Below are 17,075 nucleotides of genomic sequence, written 5' to 3'. Positions count from 1 at the left end.
CGGGAGCCGCGGTGACGCTGCTCGCATGGCCTCTCGCACCGCAAAGCTCGCCCCCCTGGCCCTCGCGGCCACCGCCTCCCTCACGCTCGGCGCCGCCCCCGCCGCCCCCACGGCGACGCCCAACGCCCAACTGGCCGCGACCTACCGGGCCACCGCCAAGTACCACGACCATCGGAAGGCCGTCGCCGCCGGCTACGTCCCCGACCGGTACTGCGTCGTCAACCCGGGCGAAGGCGGCGGGGCCCTCGGCTACCCGCACTTCAACCACGCCTACGACGGCTCCACCGACCCCGCGAAGCCCACGGCCCTGCTCTACGAGAGCGATGGCGCGGGGCGCTGGCGGCTCGCCGGCCTCGAATGGATGGTCGTGGACCGCGACGGCCGCATGGACACCGACGACGACCGCCCCGCCCTGTTCGGGCAGCCCTTCCGCGGCCCGCTCCCCGCCCGGTACGCGGGCCAGAAGGTGCACTACTCGCTGCACCTGTGGCTGTGGAAGAAGAACCCCTCGGGGCGGTTCGAGCCCTTCAACCCGTCGGTCGTCTGCCGGCCCGGCACCACCCGCCCCCGCCCCGCCGTACCCGCCGCCACCCCTTAGCTCCGCGCCGCCCCCCGTTCGGGGGCCCGCCGCGTGCGCGGCCCCCGCCTCCCCGCGATGGTGGACGAAAGCCCTCCGGGACCCCCGACCACCAGGAGCTCCCATGCCCCTACCGCGCACCGCCAAGGCCCTGTTCGCCGCCTCCGCCGCCGCGGCGTCGCTGTTCCTCGCCGCCCTCCCCCCGGCCCAGGCGGTCGAAGGGCCCGCGCCCGACCCCCGCGACAAGCAGGCGATGCGCGACATGGCCACGGCGATCGCGGCGACCGCGAAGTACGTGGACGAGCGGGCGGCCCTCAGGGACGGCTACGTCCCGCACGGCCAGGAGTGCATGACCAACCCGTTCGGTGTCGGCACCATGGGCTACCACTACGTCAAGCAGGCCAACTGGGGCTCCACGGACCCCGCCAGGCCGACCGCGCTCCTCTACAGCACCGAGAAGGACCGGCACGGGCGCCGCAAGCTCCAGACGGTGGAGTGGATGTCCACCGACCGGGACCAGGACCTCAAGACCACCGACGACCGGCCCCGCATGTTCGGGCTCCCCTTCGACGGCCCCATGCCCGGCCACTGGCCGGGCATGCCCAAGCACTACGACCTCCACATGTGGGCGTACGAGAAGAACCCCGCCGGCCGCTTCCACAACTGGAACCCCGGCCTGAGCTGCCCCCCGAAGAAGCCCGCCACGGGAACCACCCCGCCGGCCCCCGGTCACGGCCACGGGCACTAGGCACCGGAACGGCGCAGGGCCCGGCCCCCGAGGGGGCCGGGCCCTGCTGTCCGCGGTACCGGGTCAGCGTACGAAGGTGCTCGCCTGTCCCGCGAGGTCCAGGAAGTACTGCGGGGCCAGGCCCAGGACCAGGGTGACCGCGACGCCCACCGCGATGGTGGTCATCGTCAGCGGCGAGGGGACGGCGACCGTCGGGCCGTCGGCCTTCGGCTCGCTGAAGAACATCAGCACGATGACCCGGATGTAGAAGAACGCGGCGATCGCCGACGAGACCACACCGACGACCACCAGCGCCCCGGCGCCACCCTCCGCGGCCGCCTTGAACACCGCGAACTTCCCGGCGAAGCCGGATGTCAGCGGGATACCGGCGAAGGCCAGCAGGAACACCGCGAAGACGGCCGCCGTCAGCGGCGAACGCCGCCCCAGGCCCGCCCACTTCGACAGGTGCGTCGCCTCGCCGCCCGCGTCGCGGACCAGGGTGACCACCGCGAAGGCGCCGATGGTCACGAAGGAGTAGGCGGCCAGGTAGAACAGGACGGACTTGACGCCCTCCTCCGACGTGGCGATCACACCGGCCAGGATGAACCCGGCGTGCGCGATCGAGGAGTACGCCAGGAGCCGCTTCACATCGGTCTGGGTCACGGCGATCACCGCGCCCGCGAGCATCGTGACGATGGCGACGCCCCACATCACCGGCCGCCAGTCCCACCGCAGGCCGGGCAGGACCACGTACAGCAGCCGCAGCAGCGCGCCGAAGGCGGCCACCTTGGTCGCCGCCGCCATGAAGCCGGTGACCGGGGTCGGGGCGCCCTGGTAGACGTCCGGGGTCCACATGTGGAAGGGGACCGCGCCGACCTTGAACAGCAGGCCCATCAGGATCAGCGCGCCGCCGATGAGCAGCAGCGCGTCGTTGCCCATGGTGGAGGCCAGGGCCGGGTCGATCCGGGCGACGGTGCCGTCCACCACGTCGGCGATCACCGCGTAGGAGACGGATCCCGCGTACCCGTAGAGCAGCGCGATGCCGAAGAGGAGGAAGGCCGACGAGAAGGCGCCGAGGAGGAAGTACTTGACCGCCGCCTCCTGCGACATCAGCCGCTGGCGGCGGGCGAGGGCGCAGAGCAGGTACAGCGGGAGGGAGAAGACCTCCAGTGCGATGAACAGCGTCAGCAGGTCGTTCGCGGCGGGGAAGATCAGCATGCCGGAGACCGCGAACAGGGCCAGCGGGAAGACCTCGGTGGTGGTGAAGCCCGCCTTGACGGCGGCCTTCTCGCTGTCGCTGCCCGGGACGGACGCGCCCTGTGCGGCGAAGGAGTCCACCCGCCTGCCGTGCGCCTTCGGGTCGAGGCGGCGCTCGGCGAAGGTGAACACGGCCACGATCGAGGCCAGCAGGATGGTGCCCTGGAGGAAGAGCGCCGGGCCGTCGACGGCGATGGCGCCCATGGCCGCGATCTGCGCCTTGGTGCCGCCGTACCCGCCGGCCGCGAGGCCGACGACCGCCGCGAAGGCCGAGGCCAGCGCGGCGACGGCGAGGAACACCTGGACGTAGTAGCGGGACTTGCGCGGTACGAAGGCCTCGACGAGGACTCCGAGGACGGCCGCGCCCACCACGATGAGCGTGGGCGCGAGCTGTGCGTACTCGATGTGCGGGGCCGGGATGCGGTCGGCCGGTCCGTCGGCCGCCAGCGTCAGCAGGCTCTGGGCAGCGATCACTTGGCCGCCTCCACGTTCTGGATGGACAGCTCGGGCTTCGGGTCCGTCAGCTTCACGTCCGACATGGTGTGCTCCACCGCCGGGTTGACGATGTCCGTCAGCACCTTCGGGTAGACGCCCAGTCCGATCAGCAGCGCGATCAGGGGGGCGATGACGAGCAGTTCCCGGGCGCGCAGGTCCGGCATGGTGCGGACCTCCTCCTTCACGGGGCCGGTCATGGTGCGCTGGTAGAGCACCAGCGTGTACAGCGCGGCCAGCACGATCCCGACGGTGGCGATGATGCCGACGACGGGGTACCGGGCGAAGGTGCCGACGAGGACGAGGAACTCGCTGACGAAGGGTGCGAGGCCCGGCAGGGACAGGGTGGCGAGGCCGCCGACCAGGAAGGTTCCGGCGAGGACCGGGGCCACCTTCTGCACGCCGCCGTAGTCGGCGATCAGCCGCGAGCCGCGCCGGGAGATCAGGAAGCCGGCGACCAGCATCAGCGCCGCCGTGGAGATCCCGTGGTTGACCATGTAGAGCGTGGCGCCCGACTGGCCCTGGGAGGTCATCGCGAAGATGCCCAGGACGATGAAACCGAAGTGGGAGATCGAGGCGTAGGCGATCAGCCGCTTGATGTCCCGCTGGCCCACCGCGAGCAGCGCGCCGTAGACGATGCTGACGAGGGCCAGGACGAGGATCACCGGGGTGGCCCACTTGCTGGCCTCGGGGAAGAGCCCGAGGCAGAAGCGGAGCATCGCGAAGGTGCCGACCTTGTCGACGATCGCGGTGATGAGGACGGCGACCGGGGCGGTGGCCTCGCCCATCGCGTTGGGCAGCCAGGTGTGCAGCGGCCACAGCGGGGCCTTCACGGCGAAGGCGAGGAAGAAGCCGAGGAAGAGCAGCCGTTCGGTGTCGGTCGCCATCTCCAGGGTGCCCGCGGCGCGGGCGGCGGCGATCTCCGGGAGGGAGAAGCTGCCCGCGACCACGTACAGCCCGATGACGGCGGCCAGCATGATCAGACCGCCGGCCAGGTTGTAGAGGAGGAACTTGACCGCCGCGTACGAGCGCTGCGCGGCCGCGTTCTCGTCGGAGCCGCCCGCCGCGGCAGCGGCTGATCGAGAGGAAGTGGCGCGGTCCCCGAAGCCGCCGATGAGGAAGTACATCGGGATCAGCATGGCTTCGAAGAAGATGTAGAAGAGGAAGACGTCGGTGGCCTCGAAGGAGATGATCACCATCGCCTCGACCAGCAGGATCAGCGCGAAGAAGCCCTGGGTCGGCCGCCAGCGCTGACTCTTGGTCTCCAACGGGTCGGCGTCGTGCCACCCGGCCAGAATGATGAACGGCATCAGAACGGCGGTGAGCGCGATGAGCGCCACGCCGATGCCGTCGACGCCCAGGTCGTAGCGGACGCCGAAGTCGGCGATCCAGGCGTGGGACTCGGTGAGCTGGTAGCGGGCGCCACCGGGCTCGAAGCGGACCGCGACCATGACGGCCAGGGCCAGCGTGGCCAGCGAGAAGAGCAGCGCGAGCCACTTGGCGACGGTCCTGCGGGCGGCCGGGACGGCCGCCGTCAGGATCGCGCCGGCCGCGGGGACCGCGGCCGTCACCGTCAGAAGCGGGAAACTCATTTCACACCGCCCTCATCAGCAGGGTCGCGGCGATCAGGATCGCCGTGCCCCCGAACATCGAGACCGCGTAGCTGCGGGCGTAGCCGTTCTGGAGCTTGCGCAGCCGGCCCGAGAGGCCGCCGACCGAGGCGGCCGTGCCGTTGACCACTCCGTCGACCACGCTGTGGTCGAGGTACACGAGGGAGCGGGTCAGGTGCTCCCCGCCGCGGACCAGGACGACGTGGTTGAAGTCGTCCTGGAGGAGGTCGCGGCGGGCCGCCCGGGTGAGCCAGCTGCCCCGGGGCGCGACCACGGGGACGGGCCTGCGGCCGTACATGGCCCAGGCGATGGCGACTCCGACGGCGAGGACCGCCATCGTGGCGAGGGTGACCGTCAGGGCGCTGACGGGCGGGTGCCCGTGCTCGTGCCCGGTGACCGGCTCCAGCCAGTTCAGGAAGCGGTCGCCGATCCCGAAGAAGCCGCCCGCGAAGACCGAGCCGAAGGCCAGCACGATCATGGGGACGGTCATGGACTTCGGGGATTCGTGCGGGTGGGGAAGCTGTCCCGCGTGGTGCTCGGCGGCCGGCTCGGCGCTCGGCGCCCGGTCGGCGTCGGGGGCGGGCTGCCAGCGCTTCTCGCCGAAGAAGGTGAGGAGCATGACGCGGGTCATGTAGAAGGCGGTGATGGCGGCGCCCAGCAGGGCCACTCCGCCCAGGATCCAGCCCTCGGTGCCGCCCTTCGCGAAGGCGGCCTCGATGATCCTGTCCTTGGAGAAGAAGCCGGACAGGCCCGGGAAGCCGATGATGGCGAGGTAGCCGAGGCCGAAGGTGGCGAAGGTGACCGGCATGTACTTCCGCAGGCCGCCGTACTTGCGCATGTCGACCTCGTCGTTCATGCCGTGCATGACGGAACCGGCACCGAGGAAGAGGCCGGCCTTGAAGAAGCCGTGCGTCACCAGGTGCATGATCGCGAAGACGTAGCCGACCGGGCCGAGGCCGGCGGCGAGGATCATGTAGCCGATCTGCGACATCGTCGACCCGGCGAGGGCCTTCTTGATGTCGTCCTTCGCGCAACCGACGATCGCACCGAAGAGGAGCGTGACCGCGCCGACGACGGTGACGGCGAGCTGTGCGTCCGGCGCCCCGTTGAAGACCGCGGCGGAGCGGACGATCAGGTAGACGCCGGCGGTGACCATGGTGGCGGCGTGGATCAGGGCCGAGACCGGGGTCGGGCCCTCCATCGCGTCGCCGAGCCAGGACTGCAGCGGTACCTGCGCCGACTTGCCGCAGGCGGCGAGCAGCAGCATCAGGCCGATCGCTGTCAGCATGCCCTCGGAGGCGTCACCGGCGGAGGCGAACACCGGCCCGAAGGCGAAGGTCCCGAAGGTGGTGAACATCAGCATGATGGCGATCGACAGGCCGATGTCGCCGACCCGGTTGACCAGGAAGGCCTTCTTGGCGGCGGTGGCCGCGCTGGGCTTGTGCTGCCAGAAGCCGATCAGGAGGTACGAGGCGAGGCCGACGCCCTCCCAGCCGAAGTAGAGCAGGAGGTAGTTGTCCGCGAGGACGAGCAGCAGCATCGCCGCGACGAACAGGTTGAGGTAGCCGAAGAAGCGGCGGCGGCGTTCGTCGTGCTCCATGTACCCGATCGAGTACACGTGGATGAGCGTGCCCACCCCGGAGATGAGGAGGACGAAGGTCATCGACAGCTGGTCCAGCTGGAAGGCGATGTCCGCCTGGAAGCCCTCCACCGGCACCCAGCTGAACAGCCGCTGGTGCAGGGCCCGGTCCTCGGCGCCGCGCCCCAGCATGCCGGCGAACAGGACGGCGCCGATCCCGAAGGAGACGGCCGCGAGCAGGGTGCCGATCCAGTGGCCGGCCTTGTCGAGGCGCCGGCCGCCGCACAGCAGCACCACCGCTCCGAGCAGGGGCGCCGCCACCAGCAGCGCAATCAGATTCTCCACTGTGAACGCCCCTTACAGCTTCATCAGGCTGGCGTCGTCGACCGAGGCCGAGTGGCGGGTACGGAACAGCGACACGATGATCGCGAGGCCCACCACGACCTCCGCGGCGGCGACGACCATCGTGAAGAACGCGATGATCTGGCCGTCGAGGTTGCCGTGCATCCGGGAGAAGGCCACGAAGGCGAGGTTGCAGGCGTTGAGCATCAGCTCGACGCACATGAACAGCACGATGGCGTTCTTCCGGATGAGTACGCCGGCCGCGCCGATGGTGAACAGCAGGGCGGCCAGGTACAGGTAGTTGACCGGGTTCACTTCGAGGCCTCCTCTCGGCCGAGGCGCTCCGCGGAGCTCTGCTCCAGCGCCTTGAGGTCGTCCAGGGCCTGGCCGGACACGTCGCGGATCTGGCCGCGGGCGCGGAGCGTCTTGTTGACGGTCAGCTCGGAGGGGGTGCCGTCCGGCAGCAGGCCGGGGATGTCCACCGCGTTGTGCCGGGCGTAGACGCCGGGCGCCGGCAGCGGCGGGAGCTGCACGCCCTCGCGTACGCGCTTCTCGGCGAGCTCGCGCTGGGTGGCGGCCCGCTCGGTGCGCTCGCGGTGGGTGAGCACCATCGCGCCGACGGCCGCCGTGATCAGCAGGGCGCCGGTGAGCTCGAAGGCGAAGATGTAGCGGGTGAAGATCAGTTCGGCGAGGCCCTCGACGTGCCCGGCGGAGTTGACCCGGCCGAGCCCGTTGAAGTGGGTGAGGCCGGCGTTGCCGAGGCCGGCGATCAGCAGGATGCCGAAGCCGAGCCCGCACAGGGCGGCCATCCAGCGCTGCCCCTTGAGGGTCTCCTTCAGCGAGTCCGCCGCCGTGACGCCGACGAGCATGACCACGAAGAGGAAGAGCATCATGATGGCGCCGGTGTAGACGACGACCTGGACCACGCCCAGGAAGTAGGCCCCGTTGGCGAGGTAGAAGACCGCCAGGATGATCATCGTCCCGGCCAGGCACAGGGCGCTGTGCACGGCCTTCTTCATCAGGATCGTGCACAGCGCGCCGATGACGGCGACGGTCCCGAGGACCCAGAACTGCACGGCCTCCCCGGTGGAGGTCGCGCCGGCGGCCGCGGCGAGGGCGCTCATGCCCCCACCTCCTCGGTCTTGCCGGCCTGGGTCCCGGCCCCGGCGTCGGCTTCGGGCGTCTCGCCCTTGGACACCGCCACCTGCCGGACGGTGCCCGGGGCGGCGCCCGTCACCAGTCCGCGGTAGTAGTCCTGCTCGTCGGTGCCCGGGAAGACCGAGTGCGGAGCCTCGACCATGCCCTCGGTCAGCCCGGCGAGGAGCTGCTCCTTGGTGTAGATCAGCGACTCTCGGCTGGAGTCGGCCAGTTCGAACTCGTTCGTCATCGTCAGCGCGCGCGTCGGGCACGCCTCGATGCACAGCCCGCACAGGATGCAGCGGGCGTAGTTGATCTGGTAGACCCGCCCGTACCGCTCGCCCGGGGAGTAGCGCTCCTCCTCGGTGTTGTCCGCGCCCTCCACGTAGATCGCGTCGGCGGGGCAGGCCCAGGCGCACAGTTCGCACCCGATGCACTTCTCCAGGCCGTCGGGGTGGCGGTTGAGCTGGTGCCGTCCGTGGAAGCGCGGGGCGGTGGTCTTCTGCTGCTCCGGGTACTGCTCGGTGAGCCGCTTCTTGAACATGGCCTTGAAGGTCACGCCGAAGCCGGCCACCGGGTTCTGCCACTGCTCGCTCCGGTCCGCGTCAGACATGGTCAGCACCCTCCTCTCGGTCACTGTCAGTATTCGCCCCGCCACTGACAATCAGCTCCCGCTCGCCGCGGGGACGTCGGCGCGGTACGGGTGCCAGGTGCTGGCCCGGCTTGGGCGGTACGGGGAACCCGCCCGCCATCGGATCGAAGGGCTCGGCCGCGGCGGCCTTCGCGGCCTCGGCGGCCGCGGCCTTCTCCCGCCGGTCCCGGAAGTGGTCCGCGACGGAGGAGAGGAGCAGGACCGCGAGGACCGCGCCCCCGACGTACAGGACGATCTCGCTGAAGTCGTAGCGCTCGTTGCGCAGGGCCCGGACGGTGGCGACCAGCATCAGCCAGGTCAGGGAGACCGGGATCAGGACCTTCCAGCCGAGCTTCATCAGCTGGTCGTAGCGCACGCGGGGGAGCGTGCCGCGCAGCCAGATGAAGAAGAACAGCAGCAGCTGGACCTTGAGGACGAACCAGAGCATCGGCCACCAGCCGTGGTTCGCGCCCTCCCAGTACGTGGAGATCGGCGCCGGTGCCCGCCAGCCGCCCAGGAAGAGGGTGACCGAGACCGCCGAGACGGTGACCATGTTGACGTACTCGGCCAGCATGAACAGCGCGAACTTGATGGAGGAGTACTCGGTGTTGAAGCCGCCGACCAGGTCGCCCTCGGACTCCGGCATGTCGAAGGGGGCGCGGTTCGTCTCGCCGACCATCGTGACGACGTAGATGATGAAGGACACCGGCAGCAGCACGATGTACCAGCGGTCCGCCTGCGCCTCCACGATCGCCGAGGTCGACATCGACCCGGAGTAGAGGAACACCGAGGCGAAGGCGGCGCCCATCGCGATCTCGTACGAGATCATCTGCGCGCAGGAGCGCAGGCCGCCGAGCAGCGGGTAGGTGGATCCGGAGGACCAGCCGGCGAGGACGATGCCGTAGATGCCGACCGAGGCGACCGCGAGGACGTAGAGCATCGCGATCGGCAGGTCGGTCAGCTGCATCGTGGTGCGCTGGCCGAAGATGGACACCTCGTTGCCCGCGGGACCGAAGGGGATCACCGCGATGGCCATGAACGCCGGGATCGCCGCGATGATCGGCGCGAGGACGTAGACGACCTTGTCGGCCCGCTTGACGATGACGTCTTCCTTGAGCATCAGCTTCACGCCGTCGGCGAGCGACTGGAGCATGCCCCAGGGGCCGTGCCGGTTGGGGCCGATGCGCAGCTGCATCCAGGCGACGACCTTGCGCTCCCACACGATGGAGAAGAGCACCGTCACCATCAGGAAGGCGAAGCAGAACACCGCCTTGACGAGGACCAGCCACCAGACGTCCCTGCCGAACAGGGTCAGGTCCTCGGCGGCCAGGACGTGCGGCGACTGCGCCGCGAACTGGGCGAGGTGGGTCACGGTCGTACCTCCGCGTCGGCCGCAGGTCCGGCCCCGGCCGGGCCGATCCGTACGAGGGTTCCGGGGCGGGCGCCGGTGTCGGCGAGGACACCGGAGCCGGTGGAGTTCAGCGGGAGCCACACCACCCGGTAGGGCATCTCGGTGATCCGCAGCGGGAGTTCCACCGCGCCCGCCGGGCCGGTGACGGCGAGGAGGTCACCGTCCTTGACGCCGGTCTCGGCGGCGGTGTCGGCCGAGAGCCGGGCGCAGGCCTCGTGCCGGGTCCCGGCCAGGGCCTCGTCGCCCTCCTGGAGCCGGCCGAGGTCCAGCAGCAGCCGGTGGCCGGCGAGGACGGCCTCGCCCGTGCCGGGGCGGGGAAGCGGCTCGGGGTCGGTGGACCGCTCGGGCGCGGGCTCCCCCTCCCACGGGCCGAGCCGCTCCAGCTCCCGCCGTACGGCGTGCACGTCGGGCAGCGCGAGGGGCCGGTCGGCGGCGTCGGCCAGCATGTGCAGCACGCGGGCGTCGGCGGGGGCGAGGCGGCGGGTCATCTGGTCGGGCTTGAGGGCCGCCTCGAACGGGCGGACCCGGCCCTCCCAGTTGATGAACGTGCCGGCCTTCTCCGCGACGGCGGCGACCGGCAGGACCACGTCCGCGTGGTCGGTGACCTCACCGGGCCGCAGCTCCAGGGAGACCACGAAGGCCTCCTTCAGCGCGGTGCGGGCGCGGTCCGGGTCGGGCAGGTCGGTGACCTCGACGCCCGCGACCAGCAGGGCCGGGAGCTCGCCGGTGGCGGCGGCCTCGATGATCTGCCCGGTGTCGCGGCCGTAGCGGTGCGGGAGTTCGTCCAGCCCCCAGGCGGCGGCGACCTCCTGGCGGGCCCGCGGGTCGGTGGCGGGGCGGCCGCCGGGCAGCAGGGACGGCAGCGCGCCCGCCTCGACGGCGGCCCGTTCCCCGGCCCGGCGCGGGATCCACACCAGCCGGGCCCCGGTGGCGGTGGCCGTGCGTACGGCGGCGGTCAGCGCGCCGGGCACACCGGCGAGGCGTTCGCCGACGACGATGACCGCGCCGGGCCGGCGCAGCGCCTCCGCGGCCTCGGCGCCGCCGGCCTCCAGGCCGGTGCGGGTGGCGAGGGCCGCGAGCCACTCGGGCTCGGTGCCGGGGGCGGCGGCCAGCAGGGTGCCGCCCGCCTTCCGCAGGCCCGGGGTGGCGAAGGGGGCGAGGGCGAAGGTCCGCTGCTTGTGCTTGCGGTGCGCCTTGCGCAGGCGCAGGAACACCCCGGGGGCCTCCTCCTCGGCCTCGATGCCGACGAGGAGCACGGCGGGGGCCGCCTCCAGGGAGGCGTACGTCACGCCCGTGCCTCCCCCGGCCTTCGGCCGGGAGGTGCCCCCAAGGTCCTTGCCGCTGCCGGCCACCTCGGCGGCCAGGAAGTCGGTCTCCTCGGCGCTGTGCACCCGGGCCCGGAAGTCGATGTCGTTGGTGTCGAGCACCACCCGGGCGAACTTGGAGTAGGCGTAGGCGTCCTCGACGGTGAGCCGGCCGCCGGTCAGGACGCCGGCCCGGCCGCGCGCGGCGGTGAGCCCGCGCGCGGCGGCCTCCAGCGCCTCGGGCCAGCTCGCCGGGGCGAGCACGCCGTCCGTGCCGCGCACCAGCGGGGTGGTCAGCCGGTCGGGGCGCTGCGCGTAGCGGAACGCGAAGCGGCCCTTGTCGCAGATCCACTCCTCGTTGACCTCGGGGTCCTCGGCGGCGAGGCGGCGCATCACCTTGCCGCGCCGGTGGTCGGTACGGGTCGCGCAGCCGCCCGCGCAGTGCTCGCACACGCTCGGGGAGGAGACGAGGTCGAAGGGGCGGGAGCGGAACCGGTAGGCGGCCGAGGTGAGGGCGCCGACGGGGCAGATCTGGATGGTGTTGCCGGAGAAGTACGACTCGAAGGGGTCGCCCTCGCCGGTGCCGACCTGCTGGAGCGCGCCGCGTTCCAGCAGCTCGATCATCGGGTCGCCGGCGATCTCGTTGGAGAAGCGGGTGCAGCGCGCGCACAGCACGCACCGCTCGCGGTCCAGCAGCACCTGCGTGGAGATCGGGACGGGCTTCTCGTACGTCCGCTTGCGGCCCTCGAACCGGGATTCGGCGTTGCCGTGCGACATCGCCTGGTTCTGCAGCGGGCACTCGCCGCCCTTGTCGCAGACGGGGCAGTCCAGCGGGTGGTTGATGAGCAGCAGTTCCATCACGCCGCGCTGGGCCTTGTCGGCGACCGGGGAGGTCAGCTGCGTCTTGACGACCATGCCGTCGGTGCAGGTGATGGTGCAGGAGGCCATCGGCTTGCGCTGGCCCTCGACCTCGACGATGCACTGGCGGCAGGCACCGGCCGGAGAGAGGAGGGGGTGGTCGCAGAACCGGGGGATCTCGATGCCGAGCTGTTCGGCGGCCCGGATGACCAGGGTTCCCTTGGGGACGGACAGTTCGATGCCGTCGATGGTCAGGGAGACCGTGTTGTCCGCGTCCTGCGGACGCTTCCCCGTCTCGCCGCCGCCCGCCGGGGCGTTCGTGGTGACGGTCATGCGTTCACCTCGGTGTTCTTGAGGGGACCGTCCGCCCAGAGGGTCGACTTCCCCGGGTCGAAGGGGCAGCCCTTGCCGGTGATGTGCTGCTCGTACTCCTCGCGGAAGTACTTCAGCGAGGAGAAGATCGGGCTGGCCGCGCCGTCGCCGAGCGCGCAGAAGGACTTGCCGTTGATGTTGTCGGCGATGTCGTTCAGCTTGTCGAGGTCGGACATGACGCCCTTGCCCGCCTCGATGTCGCGCAGCAGCTGGACGAGCCAGTACGTGCCCTCGCGGCAGGGGGTGCACTTGCCGCAGGACTCGTGGGCGTAGAACTCGGTCCAGCGGGTGACGGCGCGCACCACGCAGGTGGTCTCGTCGAAGCACTGGAGCGCCTTGGTGCCGAGCATCGAGCCGGCGGCGCCGACGCCCTCGTAGTCGAGGGGGACGTCGAGGTGCTCGTCGGTGAACATGGGCGTGGAGGAGCCGCCCGGGGTCCAGAACTTCAGCCGGTGCCCGGGGCGCATCCCGCCGCTCATGTCGAGGAGCTGGCGCAGGGTGATGCCGAGGGGGGCCTCGTACTGACCGGGGCCGACGACGTGCCCGGACAGCGAGTAGAGGGTGAAGCCGGGGGACTTCTCCGTCCCCATCGCCTTGAACCAGTCCTTGCCCCTGTTGAAGATCGCGGGAACCGAGGCGATGGACTCGACGTTGTTGACGACGGTGGGGCAGGCGTAGAGCCCCTCGACGGCGGGGAAGGGGGGACGCAGCCGGGGCTGGCCGCGCCGGCCTTCGAGGGAGTCGAGCAGTGCCGTCTCCTCGCCGCAGATGTACGCGCCCGCTCCCGCGTGCACGGTGATGTCGAGGTTGCGGCCGGTGCCTCCCCCGGCCTCCGGCCGGGAGGTGCCCCCGAGGTTCTTGCCGAGGTATCCGGCGGCGTAGGCCTCCCGCACCGCCTCGTGCAGGCGCCGCAGTACGGGGACCGTCTCGCCGCGCAGGTAGATGAAGGCGTGCTCCGAGCGGATCGCGTAGCAGGCGATGATCATTCCCTCGATGAGGGAGTGCGGATTGGCGAAGAGGAGGGGAATGTCCTTGCAGGTTCCCGGCTCCGACTCGTCCGCGTTCACGACGAGGTAGTGCGGCTTTCCGTCGCCCTGCGGGATGAACTGCCACTTCATCCCGGTGGGGAAGCCGGCGCCGCCGCGTCCGCGCAGACCGGAGTCCTTGACGTACGCGATCACCTCGTCCGGGGTCATGGCGAGGGCCTTGCGCAGGCCCTCGTAGCCCTCGTGGCGCCGGTAGGTCTCCAGCGTCCAGGACTCGGGCTCGTCCCAGAAGGCCGACAGCACCGGTGAGAGCAGCTTCTCGGGGCTCGTCCCTCCGCCGGTCTCCGGCCGGGAGGTGCCCCCGTGGCTTTCCTTGGCGGACACGCTCATCACTCCCCTCCCTCGGTACCGGTCTCCCGGCGGGCCTCGCCGCGCGGGTGCACGATCGGGGTGCGCGGGGACTCGCCGCGCGCGATGCGCAGGCCGATCAGTGAGGCGGGGCCCGCGCCGCCGCTCGCCCCGACCGCGCCCGGGCGCTCGTCGGGGAAACCCGCCAGGATCCGGGCGGTCTCCTTGTACGTGCACAGCGGCGCGCCCCGGGTCGGCTCGACGGGGCGGCCGGCCAGCAGGTCGTCGACCAGGTCCTTGGCGGACTCGGGGGTCTGGTTGTCGAAGAACTCCCAGTTGACCATCACCACGGGCGCGTAGTCGCAGGCCGCGTTGCACTCGATGTGCTCCAGCGTCACCTTGCCGTCGGCGGTGGTCTCGTTGTTGCCGACTCCCAGGTGCCGCTTGAGCTCGTCGAAGATGGCGTCGCCGCCCATCACCGCGCACAGGGTGTTCGTACAGACGCCGACCTGGTAGTCCCCGGAGGGCTTGCGCCGGTACATCGTGTAGAAGGTGGCGACGGCGGTGACCTCGGCCGTGGTCAGGCCCAGCGTCTCGGCGCAGAAGCGGATGCCGGTGCGCGAGACGTAGCCCTCCTCGGACTGGGTCAGGTGCAGCAGCGGCAGCAGCGCGGAGCGGCTGTCGGGGTAGCGGGCGATGATCTCGGCGGCGTCGGCCGCCAGTCGTTCGCGCACCTCGGCCGGGTAGTCGGGGGCGGGCATCTGGGGCATGCCCAGACCGAGGGGGGCGGTCTGGGGGGTACCCCCTCCAGAAGGCACGGCGGTCATCGGTCGACGCCTCCCATCACGGGGTCGATGGAGGCGACGGCCACGATGACGTCGGCGACCTGGCCGCCCTCGCACATCGCGGCCATGGCCTGCAGGTTGGTGAAGGACGGGTCGCGGAAGTGGACCCGGTAGGGGCGGGTGCCGCCGTCGGAGACGACGTGGACGCCGAGCTCGCCCTTGGGTGACTCGACGGCCGCGTACGCCTGCCCGGCCGGCACCCGGAAGCCTTCGGTCACCAGCTTGAAGTGGTGGATGAGGGCCTCCATGGAGGTGCCCATGATCTTCTTGATGTGGTCGAGGGAGTTGCCGAGGCCGTCGGGGCCCAGGGCGAGCTGCGCCGGCCAGGCGATCTTCTTGTCGGCGACCATCACCGGGCCCGGCTCCAGCCGGTCCAGGCACTGCTCGACGATCCGCAGCGACTGGCGCATCTCCTCCAGGCGGATCAGGAAGCGTCCGTAGGAGTCGCAGCTCTCGGTGGTGGGGACGTCGAACTCGTAGTCCTCGTAGCCGCAGTACGGCTCCGCCTTGCGCAGGTCGTGCGGCAGGCCGGCCGAGCGCAGGATGGGGCCGGTGGCGCCGAGCGCCATGCAGCCGGTGAGGTCGAGGTAGCCGACGTCCTGCATGCGGGCCTTGAAGATCGGGTTGCCGGTGGCGAGCTTGTCGTACTCCGGCAGGTTCTTCTTCATCGTCCTGACGAACTCGCGCAGCTGGTCGACCGCGCCGGGGGGCAGGTCCTGGGCGAGGCCGCCGGGGCGGACGAAGGCGTGGTTCATGCGCAGGCCGGTGATCAGCTCGAAGACGTCGAGGATCAGCTCGCGGTCCCGGAACCCGTAGATCATGATCGTGGTCGCGCCCAGCTCCATGCCGCCGGTGGCGATGCACACCAGGTGCGAGGAGAGCCGGTTCAGCTCCATCAGCAGGACGCGGATGACGGTGGCGCGGTCGGGGATCTGGTCGGTGATGCCGAGCAGCTTCTCGACGCCGAGGCAGTACGCCGTCTCGTTGAAGAACGGCGTCAGGTAGTCCATGCGCGTCACGAAGGTGGTGCCCTGCGTCCAGTTCCGGAATTCGAGGTTCTTCTCGATGCCGGTGTGCAGGTAGCCGATGCCGCAGCGGGCCTCGGTGACGGTCTCGCCGTCGATCTCCAGGATCAGGCGGAGCACTCCGTGGGTGGAGGGGTGCTGCGGGCCCATGTTGACGACGATCCGCTCGTCGTCGGCCTTGGCCGCCGACCGGACGATCTCGTCCCAGTCCCCGCCGGTGACGGTGTAGACGGTGCCCTCGGTCGTGTCGCGGGAGGCCGCGGGGTTCTCTGCGTGGTTCGACGTGGGGGACATCAGCTGTACGACCTCCGCTGGTCGGGAGCCGGGATCTGGGCGCCCTTGTACTCGACGGGGATCCCGCCGAGCGGGTAGTCCTTGCGCTGGGGGAAGCCCTGCCAGTCGTCCGGCATCATGATCCGGGTGAGGGCCGGGTGGCCGTCGAAGACCAGGCCGAAGAAGTCGTAGGCCTCGCGCTCGTGCCAGTCGTTGGTCGGGTAGACGCCGACGAGCGAGGGCAGGTGCGGGTCGCCGTCCGGGACGGACACCTCCAGCCGCAGGATCCGGCCGTGGGTGAGCGAGCGCAGGTGGTAGACGGCGTGCAGCTCGCGGCCCTTGTCGCCGGGGAAGTGCACCCCCGAGACGCCGGTGCAGAGCTCGAAGCGCAGGGCCGGGTCGTCGCGCAGGGTGGAGGCGACGCGCACGAGGTGCTCGCGGGCGATGTGGAGGGTCAGCTCCCCCCGGTCGACGACGGTCTTCTCGATGGCGTTGTCCGGGAGCAGACCCTGCTCCTCCAGGGCACCTTCCAGCTCGTCGACGACCTCGTCGAAGTAGGACCCGTACGGGCGGGTGCTCGCCCCGGGCAGGGCCACGGTGCGCACGAGGCCGCCGTAGCCGCTGGTGTCGCCGCCGTTCCCGGCGCCGAACATGCCCTTGCGGACGCCGATCACCTCGGGTCCGGTGACGGCCCGGGGAGCGGGGACGTTGTTGCCGTTCTCGACGGCCGGGTCGTCGCTCACCGAAGGAGCCCCTTCATCTCGATGGTGGGGAGGGCCTTGAGGGCGGCCTCCTCCGCCTCGCGCGCCGCCTCTTCCCGGTTCACGCCGAGCTTCGAGCCCTGGATCTTCTGGTGGAGCTTGAGGATCGCGTCCATCAGCATCTCGGGGCGGGGCGGGCAGCCGGGCAGGTAGATGTCCACCGGCACGATGTGGTCGACGCCCTGGACGATCGCGTAGTTGTTGAACATTCCGCCCGAAGAGGCGCACACGCCCATGGAGATGACCCACTTGGGGGCGGGCATCTGGTCGTAGACCTGACGCAGTACCGGCGCCATCTTCTGGCTGACGCGTCCCGCCACGATCATCAGGTCGGCCTGGCGCGGGGAGCCGCGGAAGACCTCCATGCCGAAGCGGGCCAGGTCGTAGCGGCCGGCGCCGGTGGTCATCATCTCGATGGCACAGCACGCGAGGCCGAAGGTGGCCGGGAAGACGGATGACTTGCGCACCCAGCCCGCGGCCTGTTCGACGGTGGTGAGCAGGAAGCCGCTCGGCAGCTTCTCTTCCAGTCCCATGGGAATT

15 protein-coding genes are annotated in these 17,075 nt (G+C 71.0%); 2 read left to right on the top strand and 13 right to left on the bottom strand.

All coding sequences use genetic code 11. The features are described 5' to 3' along the window. Positions 1–25: 25 nt before the first annotated feature. Positions 26–598, top strand: a complete 573-nt coding sequence (locus ACFY7H_RS27815) for a hypothetical protein (protein WP_388943267.1) — start codon at positions 26–28, stop codon at positions 596–598. A gap of 103 nt (positions 599–701) precedes the next feature. Then, positions 702–1,325 carry a hypothetical protein gene (locus ACFY7H_RS27810; protein ID WP_388943264.1) on the top strand — a complete coding sequence of 208 codons (624 nt, stop codon included), beginning with the start codon at positions 702–704 and terminating at the stop codon, positions 1,323–1,325. Between the two features lie 63 nt (positions 1,326–1,388). Here the strand turns inward: ACFY7H_RS27810 and nuoN are convergent, their stop codons facing one another. The 13 genes from nuoN to ACFY7H_RS27745 are packed head-to-tail and all read right to left on the bottom strand — an operon-like array spanning position 1,389 to position 17,068. After that, a complete protein-coding gene (gene nuoN, locus ACFY7H_RS27805; RefSeq protein WP_388943261.1) occupies positions 1,389–3,035 on the bottom strand; it encodes an NADH-quinone oxidoreductase subunit NuoN in 1,647 nt (548 codons plus the stop codon). After that, positions 3,032–4,645 carry an NADH-quinone oxidoreductase subunit M gene (locus tag ACFY7H_RS27800; protein WP_388943258.1) on the bottom strand — a complete coding sequence of 538 codons (1,614 nt, stop codon included), beginning with the start codon at positions 4,643–4,645 and terminating at the stop codon, positions 3,032–3,034. Before ACFY7H_RS27800 ends, nuoN begins: the two co-directional genes overlap by 4 nt. A 1-nt stretch (position 4,646) precedes the next feature. Further along, positions 4,647–6,587 (bottom strand): NADH-quinone oxidoreductase subunit L, encoded by a 1,941-nt coding sequence (gene nuoL, locus ACFY7H_RS27795; RefSeq protein WP_388943254.1) that lies wholly within the window; start codon positions 6,585–6,587, stop codon positions 4,647–4,649. A gap of 12 nt (positions 6,588–6,599) precedes the next feature. Next, entirely contained in the window at positions 6,600–6,899 is a 300-nt protein-coding gene (nuoK, locus tag ACFY7H_RS27790) for an NADH-quinone oxidoreductase subunit NuoK (protein ID WP_030864698.1), read from the bottom strand. Next, a complete protein-coding gene (locus tag ACFY7H_RS27785) occupies positions 6,896–7,708 on the bottom strand; it encodes an NADH-quinone oxidoreductase subunit J (protein WP_388943251.1) in 813 nt (270 codons plus the stop codon). Before ACFY7H_RS27785 ends, nuoK begins: the two co-directional genes overlap by 4 nt. After that, entirely contained in the window at positions 7,705–8,334 is a 630-nt protein-coding gene (gene nuoI / locus ACFY7H_RS27780) for an NADH-quinone oxidoreductase subunit NuoI (RefSeq protein WP_388943248.1), read from the bottom strand. Before nuoI ends, ACFY7H_RS27785 begins: the two co-directional genes overlap by 4 nt. Beyond that, on the bottom strand, positions 8,327–9,724 hold the full coding sequence (gene nuoH, locus ACFY7H_RS27775) for an NADH-quinone oxidoreductase subunit NuoH (RefSeq protein ID WP_388943245.1): 1,398 nt from the start codon (positions 9,722–9,724) through the stop codon (positions 8,327–8,329). The genes nuoI and nuoH overlap by 8 nt, the downstream gene beginning before the upstream one ends. Continuing rightward, the gene (locus ACFY7H_RS27770) at positions 9,721–12,258 is read right to left on the bottom strand and encodes an NADH-quinone oxidoreductase subunit G (protein WP_388943242.1); all 2,538 of its coding nucleotides are present in this window, start codon (positions 12,256–12,258) and stop codon (positions 9,721–9,723) included. Before ACFY7H_RS27770 ends, nuoH begins: the two co-directional genes overlap by 4 nt. Further along, positions 12,255–13,673, bottom strand: coding sequence for an NADH-quinone oxidoreductase subunit NuoF (gene nuoF, locus ACFY7H_RS27765; RefSeq protein WP_388943240.1), 1,419 nt, complete (start codon positions 13,671–13,673; stop codon positions 12,255–12,257). The genes ACFY7H_RS27770 and nuoF overlap by 4 nt, the downstream gene beginning before the upstream one ends. Continuing rightward, a complete protein-coding gene (nuoE, locus tag ACFY7H_RS27760; protein WP_388943237.1) occupies positions 13,673–14,401 on the bottom strand; it encodes an NADH-quinone oxidoreductase subunit NuoE in 729 nt (242 codons plus the stop codon). The genes nuoF and nuoE overlap by 1 nt, the downstream gene beginning before the upstream one ends. A 53-nt stretch (positions 14,402–14,454) precedes the next feature. After that, positions 14,455–15,795 (bottom strand): NADH-quinone oxidoreductase subunit D, encoded by a 1,341-nt coding sequence (locus ACFY7H_RS27755; protein WP_388943232.1) that lies wholly within the window; start codon positions 15,793–15,795, stop codon positions 14,455–14,457. Next, positions 15,795–16,517 (bottom strand): NADH-quinone oxidoreductase subunit C, encoded by a 723-nt coding sequence (locus tag ACFY7H_RS27750; protein ID WP_388943229.1) that lies wholly within the window; start codon positions 16,515–16,517, stop codon positions 15,795–15,797. The genes ACFY7H_RS27755 and ACFY7H_RS27750 overlap by 1 nt, the downstream gene beginning before the upstream one ends. Beyond that, on the bottom strand, positions 16,514–17,068 hold the full coding sequence (locus ACFY7H_RS27745; RefSeq protein WP_007265818.1) for an NADH-quinone oxidoreductase subunit B family protein: 555 nt from the start codon (positions 17,066–17,068) through the stop codon (positions 16,514–16,516). Before ACFY7H_RS27745 ends, ACFY7H_RS27750 begins: the two co-directional genes overlap by 4 nt. Positions 17,069–17,075: the final 7 nt, after the last annotated feature.

The sequence above is a fragment of the Streptomyces sp. NPDC012794 genome, assembly GCF_042901085.1.
Lineage (GTDB): Bacteria > Actinomycetota > Actinomycetes > Streptomycetales > Streptomycetaceae > Streptomyces.
Note: the sequence above shows the minus strand (reverse complement) of the source record. Positions and strands in the feature narration are given on the sequence as shown.